We start from the raw sequence: 22,876 nt of genomic DNA, 5'->3' as shown, positions 1-22,876 counted from the left end.
CAGCACGGATCACAACACCCCTGTATGGAGCAGCTCGTGACATCGCCGGACAACCCCGCACCCGCTCGGTCCCGCACCCCGCAGCAGCTGCTCCAGTCAGCCGAGCAGCCGGCGTCCGGAGCGCCGCGTCCGCACCGCCGGATGCGCCGCACCCTGGCCGTCACCGCCCTGTTCGCGGCGGGTGCGCTGGCCCTGTCCGCCTGCGGCGGGGACGCCTCGGCCGGCGGCAATGACGACGGCAAGAACGGCCAGGCCGGTGCGGATGCGGCGGCCAAGAAGGACGCCTCGGACGCCAAGATCAAGGTCTCGGCCAAGGACGGCGCCACCAACGCCAGCATCAACGACACCGGTGTGAAGGTCACCGGTGGCAAGTTGACCGATGTGAAGCTCACCGCCGCCGACTCCGGCACGGCCGTGGCCGGTGCCATATCGCCCGACGGCTCGTCCTGGAAGCCCGGCGCCCAGCTGGAGCGCGGCACCAAGTACAGGATCGTGGCGAACGCGAAGGACGCCAAGGGCCGGCCCGCCACCGAGAACGCCACCTTCACCACGGTCTCCTCGGCCAACAGCTTCATCGGCAGCTACACCCCCGACGACGGCAAGACCGTCGGCGTCGGCATGCCGGTCTCCTTCAACTTCGACAAGGCGATCACCAACAAGAAGGACGTCCAGTCCCACATCACGGTGAGCTCCAGCAGCGGCCAGCAGGTCGTCGGCCACTGGTTCGGCACCCAGCGCCTGGACTTCCGGCCGGAGGACTACTGGAAGGCCGGCTCCAAGATCACCATGAAGATCGACCTGGACGGGGTCAAGGGCGGCCAGGGCATCACCGGCGTCCAGTCCAAGACGGTCTCCTTCACCATCGGGCGCTCGCAGGTCTCCACCGTCGACATGAACACCCAGACCATGACGGTCAAGCGGGACGGCAAGACCTACAAGTCCATCCCGATCTCCGGCGGCAGCGCCGATCACCCGACCTACAACGGCCAGATGGTGATCTCGGAGAAGTTCGAGCAGACCCGGATGGACGGCTCGACCGTCGGCTTCGGCGGTGAGTACGACATCAAGGACGTCCCGCACGCCATGCGTCTGTCGTCGTCGGGCACCTTCCTCCACGGCAACTACTGGGGTAGCCCGTCGATCTTCGGCAACTCCGGCACCAGCCACGGCTGCGTCGGCCTGCGGGACAACAAGGGCGGCGGTGGCGACACCCCGGCCAAGTGGTTCTTCAACGAGTCGCTGGTCGGCGATGTGGTCATCGTGAAGAACTCGCACGACAAGACCGTCCAGCCCGACAACGGCCTCAACGGCTGGAACCTGTCCTGGTCCGACTGGAAGGCGGGCAGCGCGGCCTGACGGGCAGCGCCCGCAGCACAGCGGCACAGCGGCACAGAGGCGGTGGCCGGTCCCCGGGTGGGGCCGGCCACCGCCTCTGTGCGCAGGGCGCCGGCCCGTCCTCAGGGGCGCGGTTTCGCGGGGCCGGGCCCGTTCTCCGGACTGTGGGGATCCGCCGGGCCGGTCGGCGCCGCCGGACCGTCCGGATCCACCGTGCTCCGCAGCGGGGCCTCCCGTACGAACCAGGCGGCCGCGAAGCCCAGCACGGCCAGCGCCGCGGCGCCTGCCAGGACGCCGTGCAGCCCGCTGGTGACCGCCGCCCGGTAGGCGTCCCGCACCGGTGCGGCGAGCCCGTCCAGCACCTGCGGGGTCAACTGCCCGGCCCTTCCCGTCAGCCGGCCCGCGGCGCCCTCCCCCAGCCGGTCCGCGAGCCCGCTGTGCAGCCGGCCGGTGAAGACGGCACCCAGCAGCGCGACGCCGAGCGAGCCGCCGACCGTACGCAGCAGTGTCACGGTGCCACTGGCGGCGCCCATGTCACGGGGCTCCGCGCTGTTCATGGTGATCAGCATGGTGCTCTGCATGACGAACCCGATGCCCATCCCCGCGACGACCGTGAGCCCGGAGGCCAGGGCCGTCGCGGTCTCCCTGCCGAGCAGCAGCAGGACCAGTACGCCCACGGTCAGCACCCCGCCGCCCAGGATCGGGTAGATCCGATAGCGGCCGTTACGGCTGATCAGCGCCCCGGTGCCGAGTTGCACGCCCAGCATCCCGAACATCAGCGGCAGCAACAGCAGACCGCCGGCCGTCGGCGACAGGCCCTGCACGGACTGCATGTACTGCGGCAGATAGCTGGTCACCCCGAGCATCACCGCACCGATGAGGAAGCTCAGGAGCTGCGCCAGGGTGAAGTTGCGGCTGCGGAACAGCCGGGGCGGGATGACCGGCTCCACGGCCCGCCGCTCGACCCGTACGAACCAGGCCAGCGCCACCACGCTCACGGCCGCCAGCCCGAGGATCTGCGGTGACCCCCACCCGTACCGGACGCCACCCCAACTGGCCAGCAGGGTCAGCGCAAGGACCGCGCAGGACAGCAGCACCACACCCGGGTAGTCGATCCGCGCCGTGCTCCGCTCCGTGCGGCCCAGCCGGATCCAGCCCCCGACGATCACCAGCGACACCAGCCCGATCGGCACATTGACGTAGAACGCCCACCGCCAGCTCAGATGGTCCGTGAGAAAACCGCCCAGCAGCGGCCCCCCGACGAACGCGACCGGCATCATGGCACCGATCATCGACTGCATCCGGCCGCTCTGCCGGGGCGGCACCAGCACCCCGATGACCGACAGCGCCCCGACCATCAACCCGCCCGCGCCCAGCCCCTGCAGGGCCCGGAAGGCGATGAGCTGCCCCATGTCCTGCGCCAGCCCGGACAGCATCGACCCGGCCAGAAAGAGCCCGATCGCGGCCATGAACGTGCCCTTGCGGCCGTAGAGATCGCCCGCCTTCCCCCAGATCGGTGTCGCCACGGCGGTGGTGAGCAGATAGGCCGTCACCACCCACGACAGCTGGTCCAGCCCGCCGAGCTCCCCCACGATCGTGGGCAGTGCCGTGCCCACGATCAGGCCGTCCACCATCGCCAGGAACATCCCGAGCAGCAGCCCGAACACCCCTAAGTACAGGGACCTCGGTGGGCGTCCCCCGCCGGGATCCTCCCCGGCCGTGACTCCGGGCCCGGCCGTTCCCTCGGCCCCGTCCGCCTCTCCCGGCCGGTCCGTCCCTCCTGGCCGGTCCGCCTCTCCCGGCCGGCCGGCCGCTTCCGTCGTGCCGTTGACCGTCATTACCGCGCCTCTCAGGTGTACTGCGTATCGGTCGGATACAACGTACACATCGGTGTGTACAGCGTCTACCGCTGATACGTTGTACGCGAGGCTTCGGCAGGATCCGGGAAGGACCGGGAAGAACCGGGAAGGAAGTGAGCCCCATGGCCAACAAGGAGCCCGGCGCAGCCGGGGACGGGCAGCCGTTGGCGACCGGGGCGTCCGCGGACGCGCCGGAACCGGCCACGGTCTCCCTCTGGGAGCGCCTGGACCGCCCGGCACCCGCCCCGCGGGCCACCCTGACCCCGCAGAAGATCGCCGCGGCCGCCGTACGCATCGCCGACACCGACGGCATCGACGCCGTCACCATGCGGCGCCTGGCCACCGAGCTCAAGGTCGCCCCCATGGCGGCCTACCGCTACGTCTCCGGCAAGGCCGACGTCCTGGACCTGATGACGGACGCGGTCTACGCGGACCTCACGCTCCCCGACGACAGCGAGAACTGGCGCGACGTCATGCGCGCCGGCGCGCTGCGCACCCGGGAAATCGTGCTGCGCCACCCCTGGCTCATCCAGATCTCCTCACCGCAGTCGTTGCGCGCACTCACCCCCCACCGGATGGCCGTGGCCGAGCGCGCGCTCGCCTCCCTGGACGGGCTCGGCCTCGGCATCGACGCGATGATGGCCGTGCTCGGGACCGTCAACTCCTATGTCCACGGGGCGGTTTCGGCGGAGTGCGCCCAGTATTTCCTGATGCGGGAGCAGGGCTGGGACAGCGACGACGAGCTGCGGACCGCCCTCGCCCCGCAGATGCGCTACCTGATCGGCACCGGGCGCTACCCCACCTACCACCGCTATCTCCTGGAGGCCACGCACAAGGACGACCCGCAGTGGCGCTTCGAAACCGGCCTGGACAGCGTCCTCGACGGCATCGCGGCCCGGCTGGGGATCTGAGCGGCGGGGTCTTACGGGTGGTAGAGCTCGGCGATCTTCGTGGCGGCGCCGTCCGTCACGGTCACCCGGACGTCGACGTTGCCCCTCCTGGCCGCCTTGCGCGCGTCGTCGAGGGTGCAGCGAGTGGTGCCGTAGTCGGAGGCGTCGGCGTGGACGCGGCCGTCGGGGGCCTCGCAGAGCTCGGCCGCACCGAGCACCTCGGTGCTGTCGAGGAGGTGGAACGCCTGCTCCGCACCGCTGTCCGGGGCCACCGTGAGCTTGTCCTCGGTCAGCCACTTCAGCTTGCCGGCCCAGGTGCCGCTGACGCCCTTACGGCCGGCGGCGGCACCGCCCTGTCCGCCGGAGCCGCCCGTCGCGGAACTCTGGCCTCCGGTCGTGCTCGTGCGCGACGCGCCCTTCGCGGCGGAGGGTGCGGCCGACGCCTTGTCATCGCCCCTCCCGCAGGCGGTCAGCGAGAGGGCCGCGGCGGCGATGAGGGAAGCGACGACGAGACGACGACCGCGGCGCAGGGTGGTGATGGCGAGCGACATGGAGATTCCCCCGAGTGGTGAGTGGTGCCTGGTAACGGGTGTCGGGTGCCTGGTACCGGGTGGCCGGCGTCGCGTGTCGGGTGTCTGGTGTCTGGTGTCCTTCGCGGCGTGCCACCCAGGACTCTCGTCGTGACTGCTAAAGGTCTGCTAACGCACGAGTAACTTCGCCCCACGTCTCGTCAAACCCCCTCCTGGAGCCGGGTGGAGGGCGAGCGCATCGAGGCCTCCGCCGGATGTCCGGCGGAGGCCTCGGGAGGAGCGGGTGGGGGACGGCGCTCAGGCGGTGGCAGGCACCTCGGCCTCGTCCTCGGCCGCACCGTCGGTCGGCGAGTCCGCCGGGCGGGGCCGCGAGGGCCGGCAAAGGCCCTTGAGGAGGATCACCAGGGCCGCGCTGACGCCCGTACCGGCGGCGATGGCGAGCAGATAGACGAACGGCTGCCCGATCAGGGGGACGACGAAGATGCCGCCGTGCGGGGCGCGGAGAGTGCAGCCGAAGGCCATCGACAGGGCTCCGGTGACCGCGCCGCCGGCCATCGCGGAGGGGATGACGCGCAGCGGATCGGCGGCGGCGAAGGGGATCGCGCCCTCGGTGATGAAGGAGGCGCCGAGCACCCAGGCCGCCTTGCCGTTCTCCCGCTCTGCCGTGGTGAAGAGCCGCCCGCGGACGGTCGTGGCCAGCGCCATCGCCAGCGGCGGCACCATACCGGCAGCCATCACCGCGGCCATGACCTTCAGGCTCCCCTCGTTGGGGTTGGCGAGGCCGCCGACCGCGAAGGTGTAGGCGACCTTGTTCAACGGACCGCCCAGGTCGCAGCACATCATCAGGCCGAGGATCACACCCAGGATGACCGCGTTGGCGCCGGTGAGGCCGGACAGCCAGTCGGTCAGCCCCTTCTGCAGCGCGGCGATCGGCTTGCCGACCACCAGGAACATCAGGAAGCCGACGATCGCCGAGGAGACCAGCGGGATGACCACGACCGGCATGATGCCGCGCAGCACCGGCGGGACGCCGGCCCGCTGAATCGCCCTCACCACCGTACCCGCGAGCAGACCGGCGATCAGCCCCCCGAGGAAGCCCGCGTTGACGGTGAGCGCGATGGCGCCGCCGACGAAGCCGGGCACCAGGCCGGGCCGGTCCGCCATGCCGTACGCGATGAAGCCGGCCAGGACCGGGACGAGGAAGCCGAAGGCGACGCTGCCGATCTGGAAGAACAGGGCCGCCCAGCTCGTGGACTCGGTCCACAGGAAGTGGTGGGCGACGGACGGCGCCTTGTCGATCGTGTAGCCGCCGATGGCGAAGGCGAGCGCGATGAGCAGACCGCCCGCGGCGACAAATGGCACCATATAGCTGACGCGGTACTGTTTCTTAGGTACTTGAGTACCTGACGAGAGGTTAGCAGTCATGGCGACGTCGTCCAAGTGGCACATGCATCCCGACCTGAAGCAGGCACTTACCGACGGAAAGACACTTGAGGACTGGCTAGACGGGCGGACTCCGTGTTGTTCCTACGCGCGGATTACCCTGGATCGCCGGGAAGAGATCGGCGTTGCTCGCCAGCACGCTAACTGCGATGCATTCGCGGCCAAGCACAACTGCGCGATTGTCTACCGCTACACCGATAACAACATCACAGCAGCCGACCCGGATATCGAGCGGCCCGCATTCCTCCGACTGGTACGCGACTTGCGGGCGCGACGCACCGGGGAAGGGATTACGGTTTGCGGCCTCTTCGTGGTCGAAGAAGAACGAGTTGTTCGACTTCCCGAGGACTACCTAAAGCTTCATCGCGCCTTGACAGTTGATGATTCCGGGATCTACGGAGTTAGCGATACCAATACTGTTCTGGACGTACACAGCGACTCGGAAATTTTGCGAGGACTCCTGACTTCCGCAATGGGAGAAAAGGAGGTGAAAAGGGTTAAACGCCGGGTAACTCGAAACATGCGTGACCAGGCCCTGGAGGGCAAGCCTATGGGGCGTCGGCGATTCGGTTGGAAGGGCTCTGATAAGAAGCTGAATCGCCCTACGAATACGCACTTGGACCTCAAAGAGTCCAAAGTTCTACGCGAAGCAATTGACCTCGCCCTAAAGGGTAAGAGCTGGGCGACCATTGTGCGCCATTTCGAGAATAGCGGATTGTCCCCGACCCGAGGCGGAAAATGGTCGACAACGCCAGTTCAGTACATGCTCACCAATCCCGCCCTCTGCGGATATCGAATGCTGCACGGAGAACTAATCCTTGACCGGGAAACCCGGGGCCCCAAGGTGGGGAAATGGGAAACCGTCTGCACGCCCGAGGAATGGCACAAGCTCATCGGGCGATGCGATACCTGGTTCAGGTTGGACGGTGGCGAAACCGCATATACTCGCTACCGCAAGAAGGTTAAAACCGAAGGAAAGAAAAACTATCGCGAACTGGCAGAGGCAACCCGCCGATTCCTCCTGACAAACATCCTCCGATGCGGATACATCGATGACGAGGGGAATCTGTGCGGAGCGAAGATGAAGGGAATGGGCCCCAGCGGCTCTAACAAGAGTGACCGGTACCGGTGCGGAGACCCTAATTGCTGTCGCGTCAGCAGGCGCGCCGATCTGGTCGACAAGGCCATCGAAACCCTTGTGGTCAAGGTACTTACAGACCAGTACTCGGCGACCGAACCAGAACACAAACGCTGGCACGGAGAGGAGTCCCTGACCAAACTACGCACTCAACAACAGGAGATTAAAGACAGCTACAAGTCAGGAATCTTCTCCCTAGCAGAGTACCTTGAATTCAAAGACGCCAACGATGCACAGATCTCCAAGTCCGAAGAGGACAGGAAGAAGTTCTACGCCGAGCAGTCAGCGCAGAACTTCCTATCCGGATTCAGCGAGGAGAAATGGCGCAATGAATACGACATTCGACAGAAGCGTAAGGCTATCGCAACGGTCCTGTCTGCTGTGATCGTTCACCCCCTGCCGAAGGGTCGCGCAAGAAGCGGGCAATTTGATCCAGAACTGTTGGAACCCATCTACAAGACCAATTCAACCAAATAGCTCACGCAGAATCTCTAGCTGCTCCTCGTTCAGGCGAGGAGCGGCTTTCGCTTGCGCCTCCGCCCATTTCTCTATAACCGATGCGACATCATCCGGGGACGAAATGAAGGACGGGTCAACCGAAGGCAGCGTTTTGCTCTCTTTAGTCATCCCCCCTCCCATCCCTGTCTCGTATTTCCTGTGCGATCTCTCGTAGCTGTGCCTGGTCCTCTGCTACGCCCGCAGCTATCTCCGCTTCAGCGGGTGTGTGTCCGGAACCGACGTATCGCCATGCCGAGTCCGTCACCGCGCTGTCGCCCAGGTCTTGCGAGCCCTCATTGGACGTGTCCCGCAGGTGGTCAGCGCGGGCCGCTCGAAGCGCTGCATAAGTCGTCGAGTACACCCGGGACTTGGTGAGGACGTGACCCCGGTAGCCGAGCGTGTGAGCCCATGCCCGCAGCCTCAGGCTCTCCAGTTCCCGCAGACCGCCGAGGCGCCAGCACATGCCCATGAGCGCCCGTATGTGGACCGTGGCGCCCGCGTACGGGATTTCAGCAGCGGAGTTCAGCCGGCGGTCAGATCCGCCCGCTTCAGACACGGACTTGCCGACGTACTTTGCGACGTAGGCAGCGACCCTGTCATCGGTCACGGGTGCGTCGTCACCGAACGATCGGATAGGTGCCACGTCCAACTCAGCGCCCCATCTGACGGTCTGTTCTCCGACTGCCGGGGAGTACGGAGCCGTCACCGTCGCAGTGCCAGCGGCCTCATGAAGAGCTGTCTTCAGTCGCGCGACGGTCGCCCACTCCGGCGGGGCCTCTTCCGGACCGGTCGGGCCGTCCAGGCGGACGACTGCGTGGAAGTGGACCGCCGCCCGCTGCTGGTACTCGGCGACCTTGGCGAAGGACAGCCGGACGTGGTGGCGCAGGCGAGACTGAGCGATGCCCACTGAGGTAGCCAGGGTGCGCCGGACGCGGTCACAGAACCGGTTCCAGAGCGCTCCGGAGTGCGCGTGCCAGAGCACGTGTCCTGCGTAGTCGTAGCAGTCGGGGCAGAGGGGCTGGCCCAGCAGCGGGTCACCGGTTGTGTGCACCAGGCGGCAGCCGACCGAGCGCCCGTGTTCACAGTTGCCGCCATCACGGCGAGGCAGGCACGGTTTCCCGTCTTCGGTGAGGTGGTGTACCTGCCCGAACGATGGTGCGGTGAGGGTGACGAAGAGTCGCGGGTGATCCCGGACGACCGCCGGGGTGCCTTTGCCTCCGCTCAGGCCGGAGCGGACGAGCTGAAACGTATCGCCCGCGTGCAGTCGCGAGCACGGCCCGCAACGTGTCTCTCGACGGTTGCGGCACCGCACGGCCAGTCGGCCGCCGGGTTCGCCCGCAGTGTCGAAGTGCCGCAGCACCTCCCCCGAGACCCCGTCCCGGACAGTCGTGTGACCGGAGAGGTAGATCGGGTGAGCGCAGCCGCCCACGTTGCGGATCTGTTCGAGCCAGCGGTTGAAGCCGGGGTCAGCCACCAGGCGCACCATGTCGCGTTCGGTGGCGGACAGGGAGCGCATGCGCTGATCCAGGGCGAGCGCTTCGCGGCGGGCACCCTCATCGGTGAAGGGATTGCCGACAGCGATCAGGTGACGCATGGAGGGGACCTTTCACGAGCCGCGGCCCGGTTCCGAAGTTCCTTAGAGGCAGAGATGCTGATCCCGAAGTCGTGGCGGCACGCCTTTGACCAGGGGATTTCAAATGGGGCCGGGGCCGGCTAAGGGGGCTGCGGCCGAGCCGGAGGGGGTCAGCCGCAGCCCCTGGACGGAGCCGCCCGCCCGCATCACGTCGAGGGCTTAAGGGCCTCAGCGAGTGCGGAGCGGGCGGTGTCTCAGAGCGCCTTGGCGATCAGATTGACGATCCACGTGACCATGTAGCCCATGGGCGTCAAGGCGAGGTAGAAGCCCCCCAGCGCAATGGCGATGGCCTGCCACGCCTTTACCTCGTTCGACCGGACGAGCATCACGGCGACGACCGCGAGGAACGTCACCAGCCCATAGATCTGACCCTGTGTCATGCCGCTTTCCCTCCTTCCGTTACAGCCGATACGAGTGCAGGCATCTGCGGTGTCCGGTGCGCGTTCTCGACAGCGGTAGCGCGCGCCTGTTCCGTCGTGGTCAGTTCCGAGCGAGCACGCATCCAGCGCCCGCCGACCGTGGTCACGGCCACGCCCTTCTCGTCCTCGGTGATCAACTGGGCCACCGCGACGGCATCGGGCGACAGATCACCCAACGCCATTTCCGCCGTCGCGGAGTCATTCACGCGATGTGCGATCCGGCCCGAGAGCTGCGCCCGCAGCGCCGTGACGCCCGGCCCGAGTTCTGCGCCGACCCGCTGCCCCGCCACGATCAGGTGGAGCCCGAGGCCCGCCCCGAGCTGTGCGAGGCGGAGCAGCATGGTCGAGCACTGCGCCGCTTCATCACGGGAGACACGGGAGCCGTCCGACAGGTACAGCTCCGCGATCTCGTCCACCAGGACCACGACCGGCACAAGCCGCTCTGTCTCGGGCAGTTCCCACACCGAGCGCACGCCCGCTGCGCGGCAGGTAGCCATCCGGCTTTCGATCTCTGTCACCAGGGCGCCCAGCAGCCCCACAGCTTCGGTGCGGGTGCAGGCGAGCGCCGACAAACGCGGCTCGAACAGTCCCAGTTCCATGCCGCCCTTGCAGTCGATGCCGACCAGGGCGACCGGCTGAGAGGCGAGGCGGGACACCCACGCGGCCAGCAGCGTGGACTTGCCCGACCGAGTTGCGCCAACCACTAGCCAGTGGGGAATCCGGCGAAGGTTCAGCTCCCAGGCGCCGCCGTCCTCGATCTGGCCGACCCGAGCAGCCAGCAGTGGAAGCGCGGGCAGGGGCGCCGCCTCAGTCTTTCCCTTCAGCGAGTCCGCCGCCGTGACAGTCACGATCAGCTCCCCACGTCGAGGCCAGGTGACCCGGACCCGCTGCACCCGCCACGCATGCTCCAGGGCCTCTGTCGCCATCAGGAACGGGCGCGGAGTCTGCCCAGGGTGCAGGCGGACGCGTACCACCAGACCGGTACGGGTGACCCGAGGCAGCCCCAGGCGCGGCGCCACAGGCTTGAGCGCGGTGCCCCTGACCGCCAGGTCACCCACCACCGCCCGTGTGGGTTTGCGGGTGATGGACAGGTCATTGATCTGGCAGACCTGCTTCCAGCGCCACCGCATCCGCAGCGCCGTGGCCGGGAACCCGACCAGGTACCAGCGGAGCGGCAGCGAACGCCAGTTGAAGCCGTTCTTCAGCAACCACGGCTCCCACCACCGTTGGGTGAGCACACCGAGGATCAGCGCGGCCGAGGCCAGCCACACCACCAGCGACCACACCATTACGTCCCCTCCTTTCCGTCGTCATCGAGATGGACCAGCACCCGCCGTGCGTGGAAGCCCACCAACTCAGCGTTGCGCTCGGCGAGTTGAAGTAGCCACGTGACGGTGCCGAGGTCAGTTACGACATCCAGCAGCGAGGACACACCGACGAGCACCTTGAGATGCCTGGTGAGTTGCTTGGCGTCGCGAACGTCCGCGTCACTCATGGCCATCAGGACTCACCCCCGGCCGTCTTGCCCCTAGCCGGCCCCGGGGTGCCAGCGGCCCCACCAGGAGGACCGGCCGGAGTGATCCCGGACGCGCGGAACGAAACGCCGTGCCGGTCGCCGATCGCCCAGGCCGTTGCCACCAGGTCCGCCACCTGCACCGGAACGCCCTCGGCGACGCCACGCGGCTCCACCGGGACCGAAATCTCGATCACGTCGGCACGCCGCCGGTCACGCTGCCGGACCGAGACACCGACCACATAGACGGTGTTGCCGTCCCTGTCCTTGCGCACTTCACCGGTGTCCGGATTCACCCGAGGCTCCGGCGGCACGACGCACATGCACGTACCGAGGCGCCCCACGTCGATGGGCATCTGCTGCATGAGTTGTTCCCTCCAAACGTCGAGACGACAGCACGCTTCTTGCCTGCATGCCTCTCGTCCTAATAAGTAGAGAGCATGCGCCACCTTGACGGAGACAGGCAACCCCTTATTCTGACGAGTGACAGACTGCTGCCTATACCACCTGACACTGACAACTGATGTGGACCACTGGAGCTACCAATGGCGCGCGAGATCATCCGTCACAACGCGATTTACATGCAGGTCGCCGACCAGCTAGCGCAGGCCATCACGGCAGGTGAGTACGAGGCCGGAAGCAAGCTTCCAAGTGAGACGGAACTCATGGAGACCTACGGGATCAGCCGCCCCACTGCGCGCGCGGCAGTCTCCGAACTGCGCACCATGGGCCTGGTGGAGAGCCGTCATGGACGAGGGAGTTTCGTGCGCCCGCAGAGTGCACCCACCTCAGCCCTTGCAAGGACCATCACTCGTTCCGGGAAGCGCTACGGAGTGCCGGAGCTGGAGGCCAAGGAGCAGCCGTGCGTCACGCGCGTGCATGTCCTTGGTACCCATGCCGAACTCTTGCAGCGACGTGAGGAAGACGCGGACGACGCCTTCAGCGCTGATCACCTGATGACCAATCCGGACACCGGCGCACGCATCTCACACCGAGTGATCATCCCCCTTGACGTTGCCTCAGAAGCCCCCGCCCTGGCCGAAAGGCCAGACGCCCCCGTGGCCGACCTCTACGCGCACCTTGCCGAGGCCGGTCACGCCCTCACGTGGCAGGAGTTCGTGACCGCGCGGACGCCGCTGCCGGACGAGCGCGAAGTGCTCGGCCTCACGGATGCAAGCCCCATCCTCATTACCTACCGCGTCACCTACGGCACCGATGACCGGCCGCTGCTCTGCGAGGAGCTGCACACCGCCGCCGCACGGTCCCGACTCGTCTACCGGATCACCCCCGAGAAGACACCCGCCAAGCGCCCCCGCCCGGCCAAGAGCTGATCGGTGTAACTCTTCTTCACTTCATCAAGGGCGCGCCTGCGGCGCGCCGGGCGGTCGGGCGCCCCGGCCGGGCGTGCGGCCTTCGGCCGGTCCCGTCCGGACGCCCGCCGCCCTGTCAGCAGCAGCGCCTTGAACGTGAGAAGGCCCCCGCCAGCAGAGCCAGCGGGGGCCTTCTCGTGTCCTCGGAGCGCCGGGACGAGCGAGCCGTGCTCGACGGGGGGCTACCGCGTCAGCGGCGGCACGTCCGCGCGTGACGCTCGGCCTTGGAACGGGGCGACCCGAAGCCGGTCACAATCTGCCGCTTCCGGCAACCCGCGCAGACGACCCACCTCACGCCCCGCCCGTCCTGTTCAATGTGCACCTCACTGCCCAGAGCAGTCTTGAGGGTCCGTCCCCATCCCATCCGATACCCCGATCTCAGCTCTCCGCCGTAGCCGGCCCCAGCAAGCCGGCCCGACAGGTCAGTACGTCATCACCCCTGCGGGGCGATCCGGCAGTAGCGCGCCCGGAAGTCTCCCGCGGCCTGCGGCACCGTTGTTCCCCTCGGCACCTCTCCCGCGCAGCGAAAGGCCGTGTGGCGCTGCGCGCCGCGCGCGATCTCGTGGGGGGCTCCTCCGGACCCCGCCCCCCACGACCAGGTGACCCAGCCGACCACCGTTACGGTCGCCGGTCAACACCGCCCTACGCGGCCCGATTTCGGCCGCATCTTGGGTCCTCCAACAGCCGCACCAGAGCCCGTATCGCAGCCGGAGACAGCCACACCACGCCCTCACCCAGCGGCCCCGCATGCGGAGATGCCCGCACTACTTCAGGATCGCAACCCGCCCTGGCCGCGGCTGTGTTGAATACCGCCGTAGCGTCTTCCGCATCCCGCCAACCGGTCAGGTAGTCCCCGCCACGCACCCAGAGGCCTTCACCATCGCCGTCATTGACCCAAGGAACCGCGTTCAACGCTCGCACCCCCACTTTCTCTCTCGCTCTGTTCCACGTTGCTGCACGCCACCGAGGAACAATCCAGCCAATCAGGCGTCAGGTTGGCGCGCAACCATCTAGACCGCGGATACCTAACTAATCGAGAAAACCGTCTGACTGGAAGGTATTTTCCTGGCACGCGTTCGGCCCCCTCCCGTCAAACGAGAGGGGGCCGACCCTTAACCGCGATCAGCCGCCGCCGTACAGCAGGCACTGAAGATCAGATCCAGATGCGCAGGTGGGAGGGGTGATGTAGCCGTTCTGCTTCACCCATCCGACCGCCCCCGCAGGCAGGCCACCGGCGGACGGCCGCAGGAGTCGGACTTTATCCCACTGCTCAGGGCCAGGATTTCTAGCAGTGATTATCTCAACCTCATCTTCCGGATACAGCATTCCTCGCGCTGCATACGAAGTATTGGGCCCCGTCCGAAAATTGAGACCATCCACCATCACCAATTCCGAATTCGACTTGCTCTCCGGAATCTCCGAGGCGTAAGCCGTTCCGATGCCAAGACCCGCCATCGCCATAGCGCCGACAGCAACGGCAACCGTGCGCAGGCGCATGGACTTCGATACAGACCTCACGCTGAACTCTCCCCTCACAGGATCGATGACGAGCACCCCCGGAAGCCGGTCGGGCACTCGTCCTAACAAGTCACCAGCATGAGGGACGACAGGGCGGGAGGCAACCTCTTATCCTGATAAGTTCTCTGCGAAGATGCCCCGTCACACCCTCAGTTCAAGGGGGTGACGGGGCTCTGGTCGTACTGGCGCTAAGGCGGTCCCGCCGGGCGGTCAGACGGTTCCGAACGCGCCGGCCTTGACGCCCGCCACGAAGGAGGCGAACGCACCAGCGGGCATGTCCACTACCGGCCCGCTCGGATTCTTGGAATCACGGATGGGAACCACGCCGCGCGAGACAAGGTTGGCGGCGACCTCGATGCACTGGCCGCCGTTGGCGCTGTAGCTGGACTTGAACCAGCGGGGGGATTCGGTCGTCACAAGGTGCCCTTTCGCAACTCGTTGATCATGGCCACGGACTGCGCCTGGGAAGGTGCTTGGGCCTGTAGCTGATGGTAGGCCGTCACCATGGGCAGTACGAATCTGTTGTCGCGTTCGAGGTGCCCTCGCTGGGCGGACTCGGCGTACGACATGAGCGAGCGGTCCGGCATCGTCAGCACAGTTATCGGCAGGTTGAACGGTCGGCGCGTCCCCATGTCGAACGGGGCGACCTGGAGCATGGTGTTTGGAAGCTCGGCGAACTCAGCCAACCGCGCTAACTGTGCGTCCATGGCATCAGGCTCGCCGATAGGTCGGCGGATACAGCTTTCGTCCAGTACGACGATGACCAGCGGCGGGGGCTTGCGAACGAGCGCGGCTTGCCGCTTCGCAACAAGCGTCACCCGCTCGTGGGCTTGCTCGGGGGTGATCGCCCCTCGTTGGACCTCACTGTCTGCCATGAGCGTTGCGTACTGCGGCGTTTGTAGAAGACCAGGGATGACGCCCACTTCGTACAGCCGGATCTCCGCCGCGCGCCCCTCATGGCCGACGAACTGTGGGAAGCCTTCCAACAGGCTGCCGTGTTTGATCTCGCGGTACTGACGCTCGAACGTGTCTGCTGTCTCCTCGATGCCGAAGGCGCGGTCTGCGCTTCGCGAGAAACGCAGAGTTGGCGGTTTCCGAGCAGTTTCAACAGCCGAAATATGCTGACTGGAATATTCCATGATCCCGGCTAGATCTTCCTGGCCCCATCCCCGATCCTCTCGCAACCTGCGCAGTCGGGCCCCGTAGGCCGCTTCCGGACTACTTTCAGGTTCCAGCTCCTTGCGGTTGACCATGACTCCCCCAACCCCTCCTTCAAATCTGATTACTTGAAGGGTTCCCGACTCTAGGCCACGCTGAACCGCCTGGTAGTGAAGTCACTACGGAGAGGAGTGGCGGTGTCTGTGCAGAACGTTGCCCCTGACGGTCAGCAACCTGCCTCCACCCCGACCACGGGCACGCTCATGGTGGACGCCACAGGGCGAGTCGGAGAGTTCCGCGGCGAGTGGTGCGGGCGCTGGTCGCTGCGTCCCGTGAACGGCGGGACTGAATGGACCGTTGACCCCGACGACGTGGAGCCGGCCAGCGCCGAACAGCGCATACACGCGGAGACTGCCCGCGCGAACGCGCGAAGCCGGGGTGAGATTCTGTGACCGCAGTGGCACCCCGTATCAGCGGGTCGGCACTTCCTCCAACCTACGCCTGTGAAGTCACCAAGGATGCCGGGGCGTACAGCGGCGGCAAGATCACAACCCAGGTCCTCGCCACCGCTCAGGCAGTCTCACCGAAACTCGCTCTCCGGTGGGCACGCGGACAGGCACAGTGCATCGCGAACAAGCTTGATCCTGGTGGTTCCGACACGTGGAAGCCGCAGCGCGGGCACTATTTCGACGTACCTGCCGCAACCTGCCCCGCGCAGTTACGGGCGTGGTGTGAGGACTCCCGAGCGCAGCAGACGGCCCGTGAACAGCTTGATCGAGGGTCGCCGGCAACGCTGGTGGTATCCGACCGCGCAGACCGGTACACGCTGACTATCTGGCCCTTGCCTCCCTCCGTGGTCGAGGCTGCCGCCCCGCTGCCCGGAGATCACGGGCAGTCCACAAGCCCCCGCCCTGGTCACGTGAGCCACAGAAAGGCCCGACGAATGCCGGGTTGGCTCATCCCCCGTTTTGTGGCCAGGGCGGGTCACGCTCGTCATTCATCCGCAACCCAAACCGCTCAACTACGTGATTCATGAAGGAGTTTGGCGAGTGACACGCACACCTGAGCAACGGAAGGCCGCGCGCGAGAGAGCGCATGCGAGTCGGGACCAGATCATTAGGCGGTACCGCAAAGACGAGTCTATGAACTCCCTTGCCTCTGCGTTCGGGGTGAGTCCCGGTTGGCTCGCCGCACGATTCGACGAGTGGGGCGAGCCACGCCGGGACATGGCTGCCGCTCAGGCGTTGCTGCGTACCGCTCGGGGCGCGCGCTCCCACGTCGGAAAGGCGCCCCACGGCGAGTGAGGTTCGTCCGGACGATGCTCGTCAACGTGACCACGCTCGCCACATTTGCGGTGCTCGGGTGGCTACTGGTGTATCCGTTCGCCCGTTGATCAGTCTTCCCCCTCCCTTGCTGCCTCCCCGCTCGGGAGGGGGATACCAGACCCGCACACCCCGGCATCTTGGAAGGGCTATGAAGGCATCACGAGAAACACACCGCGCCTCTGGGGTGAAGCTGGACGAGTTGCGCAGTGCGCTGGACGCCCTCGTAATGGGTCCACGACACCGGTGGACGGACGTACGCCAAATCGCCGGGACATTGGCACCCCTTGTGTGGGACGAGCTGAAAGCCCATGGGCTCTGGGACGAGCTGCCCGAACACGATCAGATTTCCGTGTACTGGGCACTCGCGGACGGCCACAACCTTGCAGCCGCTCGCGCACCGAAACCGCCGCAGCTTGCCCGGCTGATCTCCGAAGTGGCCTACTTCGCCGAGGAGTGCGAACGCCCGTGGTCGGATCGGCGGTGGCCCGAAGCCCAACCCGACCGGGCCCGGGAAGCAGTCAATGCGGTGCAGTTTGAAAGCCAGTACGGGACGTTATCCCCCGCCTGGATGGTCGAGACCATGCGCCGCATGGAGACCGCGCGAAAGCCCGCCGACTGGGAGCGCGACCAGCGCCAAGCCGAACGCCCCGCACTCCCGGTCGCCCTGTTTGCCGCTACCGAAGCGATGAAGCGCGACCAGGCACCCCCGGAGCCGGTGAGCTACGACGACCGGAGTAGCGAGAACAGCGCCGGTGTGGTCCGCCGGCTCAACAGGCTCCCGCAGGAGTGGCGGATCGAGACTCTGCGACGGGTTGCGCAAGGCGGCAGCCCCGCCCATCTCGTTTCAGAGGCTGCGATCACGATCAACGTGCTTCACAGCGCGTTCGGTGTGTCGCTCGCTTGGAACGCACGCCGCCGCCCGTAGCGGCTGACGACTTCCGCCATCGGTGGAACCGGTAGCCCTCACGGCCGGTAGCCCACCGATGGCGGGCGCCCGTTCCGCTGTGACGGACGGACGGGCAACCCCCGAGCCCATCCGGGCCGGGATCAACCGAGAGAAAGGGGCCGCGGTATGCCCGCGACCACCGAGCCCGACACCACCGAGCACGAGACCGACCAGCCCGAGACGCTCGGGACCGAGACGGAGACGCCCGAGACGATCGGGACCGAGACGGAGACGCCCGAGCACCCCGGCGACACCCCCGACCAGGGCGACGGAGACACCGCCGAGCCAACCGACGTAGTGGGTGCGCTGGTCGCTGCGTAGTACGACAGACCAGCACCGTGCCGACGGGGTCGGGGAGGTCATCCAAGACCCCGCCGGGACGGAGCGAGGGCGGTGCGCCCGCCCGTTCGGGTGTTCTCGCTTTGAACCAGACGTGACCCGTAGCGGCTGCAAGAGTTGTGACAAGCACTGCGGGCACACAGCCGCAACACCCATCAGCACAGTGAAAGGCACACCCGTGAAGCGACTTCTTGCCCGACTGTGGCGGCTCATCCGCGGCCCCTTGCAATGGCGAGTGCTGTGGTTCGCACACGCCAAATTCATGGTGGGGGTTACCGGGGTCGTCCGTAACGATGCGGGTCAAGTGTTGCTACTCAAACACCGGATGTGGCCCCCGGAACGACCCTGGGGCCTGCCGACGGGCTACGCCATCAAAGGCGAAGAATTCCCGTTGACCATCGTCCGGGAAGTGAAGGAAGAAACCGGGCTCGACGTGAAGCCCGGTCGCCTGGTGAACGTCACAAGCGGCTACAAGCTCCGCGTGGAAGTGGCCTACGAAGCCCTTCACACCGGAGGAACCCTGAAGATCGACAGCTTCGAGATCTTGGAGGCACAGTGGTTCAGCCTGGACTCACTGCCGACGGGGATGCAGGAATCCCACCGGCTACTCATCGAGGGCACCCCCTCGTAACTCCGTTGGCGCCCAACGAATCTGTGGTGGGCGCGCAGACCGCGGTGACCTTGTCGGCACTGCGCGCAGACTCGTCTGTTCTCACGGCAAGACACCCGGATCACATGTTCCGCCCGGCACCGGATCGCCTGACACGGTGGCAGGCACTGGGGGTCGATACGGCCTTGTTCCACAGCGGTCTGTACGCGGCCCGCTGCCGCTACGCCGAACTCGGGCTCTCACAGATGCTTCCGCCCGAAAGGGTGCTGGTGGGGGCGGAGTCGGTTCGGTCGGGTGCGTTCGGCGGGTTCCACCACCCTGACCAGGGGTACCGGCACCTGCAAATGTTGTCGGTCGTCACCATGTACGGCCCCATGGAGCGGGACAACCCGGAGCGCCCGGAAATGGCGCTGCTCGACCTGCTACGGGCGTACGCCCATGACTGCCTGCACTACGGTTCGCGGCGGCGGTACGTGGACGTAGGTGGCAGGCCGACGCGAACGCAGTACGGGATCAACTTCCGCCGCCCAACGGGCCAGTCCTATTCTGCCGCCGACCCGCAAGGCACTCCGCACACACGGAATCTCGGCGTTGTGATGGAAGGTGCCTGCGACCGGGAGGCCCGTCGCATCACTCGTGACGTAGCTGCCCGAGCCGGCATGCGTGAACCCGCTGACGTGTTGGGTCGGCTCGCCTTCCGGGACACCACAGGGACGCTCACCGAAGAGGACGTGAGGGGGGACCTAGGAAGCGGGCACACCAGCGAGGCTGCCCAATATGCCGGGGCACTCCAACGCTATGAAGCAGGGGTGAACCGCAGGTACGCGGCATTCCTGGCCGAGTTCGCGCCGTGCGAGGAAGAGGATTTGCACGATCTCCTGTTGACCGCAGTAATCAACGGAGACACACGGGGACTGAGCGCGTGGCTTGACGCTCGACACGGCCCCAACACCTTCGCGGGCGCCTTCCTGACAGGCGCCTACTTCACTCCCACACTGGATCTCGGCGCATAAGAACCATCGGCAGCGCGGTGCCTCACGCTGCCCGAGCCCCATCCGGAAGCCGCACCCCTCGGGGGCAGTCGGGCGGGGCTCAAAACTGTTGCTGTCCGGACAGGTCTCTCAAATCGCTCCGTCGCCCCACAGTCGCCGTGCAACCGCACCAAGGGGCCGAGTAGAAAGACCCGCCCGGAGCGATCCTAGGTGCTCTCGCCGACTGGCTCGCTGCGGTCACGGACGTACGTCCCCCGCTGCGGCACGGTGTAGACCAACCCGTTTTCCCGCAGGACCGAAACCGCGGAGCGCACGGTGTTACGCGCCACGCCGTAACGCTGGCAGAGCTGAGATTCCGAGGGAATCGGGCGACCGGGCGCAAGGTCCCCACGCTCGATCTCGGCGGTTAGGTCGGCAGCGATCTGCCGATAGGGCGGCTCGGGCGCCTGGTGGTCGATTTCGCGTGCGGCCATGAGGGGCAGCGTAGACAACCGGCCAACTCTGCGCCCGTCCCTGCACGTGCTTACACGTGCCTATACGTACCTATACAAGATGCTCTAACGTCAGACACGAAAGCGCCCCGGAAGACCGCTGGTATCGGCCGCCCGGGGCTCCGCCGATCAGCTAATGGGAGCTGAAACGACATGCGTGACTCTATCGTCCGTGCCCTGGTGTGGGTGCTGCGACTGTTGCTGCCCGCCCGTGGAAAGCACCGTGCACTCACGGAAACGCCCGTGACTACCCCCGAGCCCCGGCCCAAGTCTGTCGCCTGGTCACAGCCGTGGCGAGGGCCGAGCGCCGACGAGGCGAGGGGCATCTTTCATGCCGAGGAAACGCAGGGGCTTACTCCGGAACAACGCGAACGCTGGTGGGCCGCCGCGTTCGCCGAGATCGGGGTTGACTATGACTTCCCCACCATCAACATCACCCGCGTCCGGGCAGGGGTGACTGCGTGACCCGCGACGCGATCACCGCCGAACACAAGCCCATGCCTGGCGCCATCTGCTGTCGCTGCCGCCGTCGGACCTTGGCGCCCGTGGAAGTCCGCTACATAGAGCGCACGAGTGGCCCCGGAGTCGTCCTGTACGCCTGCCCCGACCACGCCGCAGACCTGACGCCCGGCCCGATGCCGGGAGAATGTGAGCGACGCGCGCAGCCCTCCTGAACGCATGGTCGCCCCGCCCGGAACTCTTTCGGGCGGGGCGTTCGCGATATTGAGCCGCGCTGACCACTCTCCGATCCTGGCAGGGCGTCACCGGGCTACGGCTCGACCCGCCGTGCTCATGCAGACAGGGGTGCAGGCAGGTGCCAGGCTCGCCCTGAGTTGCCCGCCCAGGGGTAAGCGCCAATCCTTGAGTCAGGCGCGCCGCGCCGAAGTCCGACCGCATCTCAATTAGCCGTGATTACGAGGGAGTTTCCGTGGAGACGCTGTCGTTCGATCGGTGGGTGCTTGATTGGGCGGTCACGGCCAGGCAGGTCCCCCGCGGCGCAGTCGTAGCGGGGCTCTTGGTGGACCTTGCAGCTGATCCACGTACGGTGCACGCCGACCCTATGGCGGTCTTTCCCCTGATCCCCGCCGCCCGAGCCCTAGGGGTATCGCCCGCGACGATCCATACGGCCCTGCACCGGCTCGCCGAGGCAGGGCTGATCTCCCTTCGCGTCGAGGATCACCCGAGCGGTTCACACATGGTGGCCACTCTTTTGCATCCCGGTGGCGCCGGCATCCCGTCGGATCGCTGAGAGGGCCGCTTCGCCGGTCCCGAGTATCAAAGACGACTGGCGAAGCTGGGAGACCAAAAGCCTCAGCGCACCCGATGCGCTGAGGCTCGGAAACACATGAGGCCCCACCTGCGAAGGTGGGGCCTCATTGCACTGGCTCAGTCTGGCAAGTCGATGCCCAAGGCGTCGGCCAGGTCGCGCAGTTCCTCGCGCGGGATCTCAGGCGCCCGAGCCGCCTGCCGAGCCGCCCAAGCTTCCAGAATCTCGTCCATGGTGCCTCCCACCTGCCGTTACGCCAAGTACCTTGACTCAAGTACCTGACACCGGTCATCAGCCAGGCGCGCAGGCGGGTGGCGAAGCCGTCGCCCGTGGCGGCGTCCTTGTCCATGGGTGCGGCGGCACGCGCGGGGGCGGACACCTCGCCGCGTTCGGCCTTCTGCCGCACCTCGGCGATGAGTTCGGCGGGGCGGCTGATGCCCGCCTTCACCCCGACGTCGACGGTCGGCTTCCCGGCGAACCGCTCCTTCTCCCGCACCTCGACGTCATGCGCGAAGATCACACCGTCCGCGTCCGCCACGAGCTGCGGATCGAGCCGCTTGAACCCCGCCGAGCCCTGGGTCTCGACGGCCATCTCGACGCCGGCGGCCCGCCCGGCCTTCGCCAGCGATTCGGCTGCCATGTAGGTGTGCGCGATGCCGGTGGGACAGGAGGTGACGGCGACGATACGGAAGGGGGCGGCCGGAGGGGCGGGGCTCTCGGGGGCTGCAGAGGAGGCGGCGTCGGAGGCAGTTTCGGGGATCTCGGGGGTGATCTCAGGGGCAGTCTCCGCCTCGGAGGGAGCCTCAGGGACAGCATCGGGGGCGGTCCCAGGGGCAGCATCGGGGACAGTTTTGGGGGCGCTCTCGGGGCGCGCTTCCTCTTCCGGCGCACGGGCCGAGGGCTCCTCCGCCGGCGCGTCCCCGCGTATCAGCGCCGCCGTACGCTCCGGTTCGGTGGCGGCCCGCAGCGCGCCGGTGAAGGACTCGTCCATCAGCTGCCGGGCGAGGGCCGAGAGGATCGACAGATGGTCCGCGTCACCGCCCGCCGGGGCCGCGATCAGGAAGATCAGGTCGGCCGGCCCGTCCGGCGCGCCGAAGTCGATGCCGGAGGCGCTGCGCCCGAAGGCGAGCGTCGGCTCCGTGACATGCGCGCTGCGGCAGTGCGGAATCCCGATCCCGCCGTCCAGACCGGTCGGCATCCGGGCCTCGCGTGCGGCCACGTCCGCAAGGAAGCCCTCCAGGTCGGTGACCCGACCGTGAGCGGCCATCCGCTCGGCCAGGGACCGTGCGGCGGCATCCTTCGTTTCTGCGGACAGGTCGAGGTCGACCAGTTCCGCGGTGATCAGCTCACTCATCGCGGGCTCCCTTGCACGCGGCACCGCCGTGCGGGCGGTGGGGACGGAACGGGGGGGTGGCTGCGGCGCCTCCCGGCATGGGCCGGAGGGCGGGAACGAGGTTCACGGAGGACCAGGAGGCCACAGGGGACCAGGAGGCCGCGGGGACGGCGGGCGGGGAGACCTGGGCGCGGGGACGGCAGGCGCAGAGACACCGGCCCCGAAGACGGCAACGGCAGACGCCGAGACGCCGACCGCGAAGACGGCAG

Annotated in this window: 23 protein-coding genes and 2 pseudogenes; 11 read left to right on the top strand and 14 right to left on the bottom strand. The window is 67.1% G+C overall.

The annotated features are described in order from the left end of the window. The first annotated feature begins 24 nt into the window (after nt 1-24). Nucleotides 25-1,356: a L,D-transpeptidase gene (locus D9V36_RS26065; RefSeq protein WP_129295881.1), complete on the top strand. Its 1,332-nt coding sequence runs from the start codon at nt 25-27 to the stop codon at nt 1,354-1,356. A gap of 101 nt (nt 1,357-1,457) precedes the next feature. On the opposite strand, the gene D9V36_RS26060 is transcribed toward D9V36_RS26065, so the two are convergent. After that, nucleotides 1,458-2,981 (bottom strand): MDR family MFS transporter, encoded by a 1,524-nt coding sequence (locus tag D9V36_RS26060; RefSeq protein ID WP_241721350.1) that lies wholly within the window; start codon nt 2,979-2,981, stop codon nt 1,458-1,460. 335 nt (nt 2,982-3,316) lie between these two features. Here D9V36_RS26060 and D9V36_RS26055 point away from each other — a divergent pair, with 335 nt between their 5' ends. Next, the gene (locus tag D9V36_RS26055; RefSeq protein ID WP_129295879.1) at nt 3,317-4,105 is read left to right on the top strand and encodes a TetR/AcrR family transcriptional regulator C-terminal domain-containing protein; all 789 of its coding nucleotides are present in this window, start codon (nt 3,317-3,319) and stop codon (nt 4,103-4,105) included. An 11-nt stretch (nt 4,106-4,116) separates the two neighbouring features. Here the strand turns inward: D9V36_RS26055 and D9V36_RS26050 are convergent, their stop codons facing one another. Continuing rightward, nucleotides 4,117-4,635: a hypothetical protein gene (locus tag D9V36_RS26050; protein WP_129295878.1), complete on the bottom strand. Its 519-nt coding sequence runs from the start codon at nt 4,633-4,635 to the stop codon at nt 4,117-4,119. A 276-nt stretch (nt 4,636-4,911) separates the two neighbouring features. Beyond that, nucleotides 4,912-5,988: pseudogene (locus D9V36_RS26045) on the bottom strand (PTS fructose transporter subunit IIC); the annotation flags it as partial. 49 nt (nt 5,989-6,037) lie between these two features. On the opposite strand from D9V36_RS26045, the gene D9V36_RS26040 reads away from it, so the two are divergent. Continuing rightward, nucleotides 6,038-7,672, top strand: a complete 1,635-nt coding sequence (locus D9V36_RS26040; protein WP_129295877.1) for a recombinase family protein — start codon at nt 6,038-6,040, stop codon at nt 7,670-7,672. On the opposite strand, the gene D9V36_RS41100 is transcribed toward D9V36_RS26040, so the two are convergent. The 6 genes from D9V36_RS41100 to D9V36_RS26015 form a co-directional block, all read right to left on the bottom strand. Further along, nucleotides 7,661-7,822 (bottom strand): hypothetical protein, encoded by a 162-nt coding sequence (locus tag D9V36_RS41100; protein ID WP_164993033.1) that lies wholly within the window; start codon nt 7,820-7,822, stop codon nt 7,661-7,663. The genes D9V36_RS26040 and D9V36_RS41100 overlap by 12 nt on opposite strands. After that, nucleotides 7,815-9,179 (bottom strand): replication initiator, encoded by a 1,365-nt coding sequence (locus D9V36_RS26035; protein ID WP_347239730.1) that lies wholly within the window; start codon nt 9,177-9,179, stop codon nt 7,815-7,817. The genes D9V36_RS41100 and D9V36_RS26035 overlap by 8 nt, the downstream gene beginning before the upstream one ends. 341 nt (nt 9,180-9,520) lie before the next feature. Next, entirely contained in the window at nt 9,521-9,706 is a 186-nt protein-coding gene (locus D9V36_RS26030; protein WP_129295876.1) for a hypothetical protein, read from the bottom strand. Continuing rightward, entirely contained in the window at nt 9,703-11,034 is a 1,332-nt protein-coding gene (locus D9V36_RS26025) for an FtsK/SpoIIIE domain-containing protein (protein WP_129295875.1), read from the bottom strand. The genes D9V36_RS26030 and D9V36_RS26025 overlap by 4 nt, the downstream gene beginning before the upstream one ends. Continuing rightward, entirely contained in the window at nt 11,034-11,240 is a 207-nt protein-coding gene (locus D9V36_RS26020; protein ID WP_164993032.1) for a hypothetical protein, read from the bottom strand. The genes D9V36_RS26025 and D9V36_RS26020 overlap by 1 nt, the downstream gene beginning before the upstream one ends. Before the next feature lie 5 nt (nt 11,241-11,245). Then, the gene (locus D9V36_RS26015) at nt 11,246-11,623 is read right to left on the bottom strand and encodes a hypothetical protein (RefSeq protein ID WP_129295873.1); all 378 of its coding nucleotides are present in this window, start codon (nt 11,621-11,623) and stop codon (nt 11,246-11,248) included. 180 nt (nt 11,624-11,803) lie between these two features. Between D9V36_RS26015 and D9V36_RS26010 the strand changes: the two genes are divergently transcribed. After that, nucleotides 11,804-12,589 (top strand): GntR family transcriptional regulator, encoded by a 786-nt coding sequence (locus tag D9V36_RS26010; protein WP_129295872.1) that lies wholly within the window; start codon nt 11,804-11,806, stop codon nt 12,587-12,589. 1,161 nt (nt 12,590-13,750) lie between these two features. Here the strand turns inward: D9V36_RS26010 and D9V36_RS26005 are convergent. The 3 genes from D9V36_RS26005 to D9V36_RS25995 form a co-directional block, all read right to left on the bottom strand. Continuing rightward, entirely contained in the window at nt 13,751-14,182 is a 432-nt protein-coding gene (locus D9V36_RS26005) for an SH3 domain-containing protein (RefSeq protein WP_129295871.1), read from the bottom strand. Nucleotides 14,183-14,356: 174 nt separating this feature from the next. Further along, a complete protein-coding gene (locus tag D9V36_RS26000) occupies nt 14,357-14,563 on the bottom strand; it encodes a DUF397 domain-containing protein (RefSeq protein ID WP_129295870.1) in 207 nt (68 codons plus the stop codon). Then, complete coding sequence (locus D9V36_RS25995) at nt 14,560-15,399, bottom strand: helix-turn-helix domain-containing protein (RefSeq protein ID WP_129295869.1); 840 nt, start codon at nt 15,397-15,399, stop codon at nt 14,560-14,562. The genes D9V36_RS26000 and D9V36_RS25995 overlap by 4 nt, the downstream gene beginning before the upstream one ends. A gap of 102 nt (nt 15,400-15,501) precedes the next feature. Between D9V36_RS25995 and D9V36_RS42220 the strand changes: the two genes are divergently transcribed. From D9V36_RS42220 to D9V36_RS25970, 5 genes are all read left to right on the top strand, one after another. After that, nucleotides 15,502-15,756, top strand: a complete 255-nt coding sequence (locus tag D9V36_RS42220) for a hypothetical protein (RefSeq protein ID WP_129295868.1) — start codon at nt 15,502-15,504, stop codon at nt 15,754-15,756. A gap of 1,159 nt (nt 15,757-16,915) precedes the next feature. After that, nucleotides 16,916-17,554: a hypothetical protein gene (locus tag D9V36_RS25985; protein WP_129295867.1), complete on the top strand. Its 639-nt coding sequence runs from the start codon at nt 16,916-16,918 to the stop codon at nt 17,552-17,554. A gap of 147 nt (nt 17,555-17,701) precedes the next feature. Continuing rightward, nucleotides 17,702-17,896, top strand: a complete 195-nt coding sequence (locus D9V36_RS25980; protein WP_129295866.1) for a hypothetical protein — start codon at nt 17,702-17,704, stop codon at nt 17,894-17,896. A 196-nt stretch (nt 17,897-18,092) separates the two neighbouring features. Next, on the top strand, nt 18,093-18,545 hold the full coding sequence (locus tag D9V36_RS25975) for an NUDIX domain-containing protein (RefSeq protein ID WP_129295865.1): 453 nt from the start codon (nt 18,093-18,095) through the stop codon (nt 18,543-18,545). 26 nt (nt 18,546-18,571) lie between these two features. Then, nucleotides 18,572-19,537, top strand: coding sequence for a hypothetical protein (locus D9V36_RS25970; protein WP_241721037.1), 966 nt, complete (start codon nt 18,572-18,574; stop codon nt 19,535-19,537). Nucleotides 19,538-19,722: 185 nt separating this feature from the next. Here D9V36_RS25970 and D9V36_RS25965 read toward each other — a convergent pair whose 3' ends face one another. Next, on the bottom strand, nt 19,723-19,989 hold the full coding sequence (locus D9V36_RS25965; RefSeq protein ID WP_129295864.1) for a GntR family transcriptional regulator: 267 nt from the start codon (nt 19,987-19,989) through the stop codon (nt 19,723-19,725). A gap of 171 nt (nt 19,990-20,160) precedes the next feature. On the opposite strand from D9V36_RS25965, the gene D9V36_RS25960 reads away from it, so the two are divergent. Together D9V36_RS25960 and D9V36_RS25950 are read left to right on the top strand one after the other, a co-directional pair. Continuing rightward, nucleotides 20,161-20,472: a hypothetical protein gene (locus tag D9V36_RS25960; protein ID WP_129295863.1), complete on the top strand. Its 312-nt coding sequence runs from the start codon at nt 20,161-20,163 to the stop codon at nt 20,470-20,472. 463 nt (nt 20,473-20,935) lie between these two features. Further along, the gene (locus tag D9V36_RS25950) at nt 20,936-21,256 is read left to right on the top strand and encodes a hypothetical protein (protein ID WP_129295862.1); all 321 of its coding nucleotides are present in this window, start codon (nt 20,936-20,938) and stop codon (nt 21,254-21,256) included. A gap of 289 nt (nt 21,257-21,545) precedes the next feature. On the opposite strand, the pseudogene D9V36_RS25945 reads toward D9V36_RS25950, so the two are convergent. After that, nucleotides 21,546-22,628 (bottom strand): annotated as a pseudogene (locus D9V36_RS25945) (fructose PTS transporter subunit IIA); the annotation flags it as partial. Between the last annotated feature and the right edge of the window lie 248 nt (nt 22,629-22,876).

This window comes from Streptomyces lydicus (assembly GCF_004125265.1).
Lineage (GTDB): Bacteria > Actinomycetota > Actinomycetes > Streptomycetales > Streptomycetaceae > Streptomyces > Streptomyces lydicus_C.
This window is presented reverse-complemented; position numbering and strand designations above follow the sequence as displayed.

Bases quoted from the DNA above. Each gene is read 5' to 3' on its own strand.
- D9V36_RS26025 (WP_129295875.1), bottom strand. From the start codon at position 11,034: ATGGTGTGGTCGCTGGTGGTGTGGCTGGCCTCGGCCGCGCTGATCCTC.
- D9V36_RS25960 (WP_129295863.1), top strand. From the start codon at position 20,161: ATGCGTGACTCTATCGTCCGTGCCCTGGTGTGGGTGCTGCGACTGTTG.
- D9V36_RS26060 (WP_241721350.1), bottom strand. From the start codon at position 2,981: ATGTTCCTGGCGATGGTGGACGGCCTGATCGTGGGCACGGCACTGCCC.
- D9V36_RS25995 (WP_129295869.1), bottom strand. From the start codon at position 15,399: ATGGTCAACCGCAAGGAGCTGGAACCTGAAAGTAGTCCGGAAGCGGCC.
- D9V36_RS26010 (WP_129295872.1), top strand. From the start codon at position 11,804: ATGGCGCGCGAGATCATCCGTCACAACGCGATTTACATGCAGGTCGCC.
- D9V36_RS25965 (WP_129295864.1), bottom strand. From the start codon at position 19,989: ATGGCCGCACGCGAAATCGACCACCAGGCGCCCGAGCCGCCCTATCGG.
- D9V36_RS26040 (WP_129295877.1), top strand. From the start codon at position 6,038: ATGGCGACGTCGTCCAAGTGGCACATGCATCCCGACCTGAAGCAGGCA.
- D9V36_RS26030 (WP_129295876.1), bottom strand. From the start codon at position 9,706: ATGACACAGGGTCAGATCTATGGGCTGGTGACGTTCCTCGCGGTCGTC.
- D9V36_RS26050 (WP_129295878.1), bottom strand. From the start codon at position 4,635: ATGTCGCTCGCCATCACCACCCTGCGCCGCGGTCGTCGTCTCGTCGTC.
- D9V36_RS25980 (WP_129295866.1), top strand. From the start codon at position 17,702: ATGCCCGCGACCACCGAGCCCGACACCACCGAGCACGAGACCGACCAG.
- D9V36_RS26065 (WP_129295881.1), top strand. From the start codon at position 25: ATGGAGCAGCTCGTGACATCGCCGGACAACCCCGCACCCGCTCGGTCC.
- D9V36_RS26035 (WP_347239730.1), bottom strand. From the start codon at position 9,179: ATGGTGCGCCTGGTGGCTGACCCCGGCTTCAACCGCTGGCTCGAACAG.
- D9V36_RS26020 (WP_164993032.1), bottom strand. From the start codon at position 11,240: ATGAGTGACGCGGACGTTCGCGACGCCAAGCAACTCACCAGGCATCTC.
- D9V36_RS41100 (WP_164993033.1), bottom strand. From the start codon at position 7,822: ATGACTAAAGAGAGCAAAACGCTGCCTTCGGTTGACCCGTCCTTCATT.
- D9V36_RS26015 (WP_129295873.1), bottom strand. From the start codon at position 11,623: ATGCAGCAGATGCCCATCGACGTGGGGCGCCTCGGTACGTGCATGTGC.
- D9V36_RS26055 (WP_129295879.1), top strand. From the start codon at position 3,317: ATGGCCAACAAGGAGCCCGGCGCAGCCGGGGACGGGCAGCCGTTGGCG.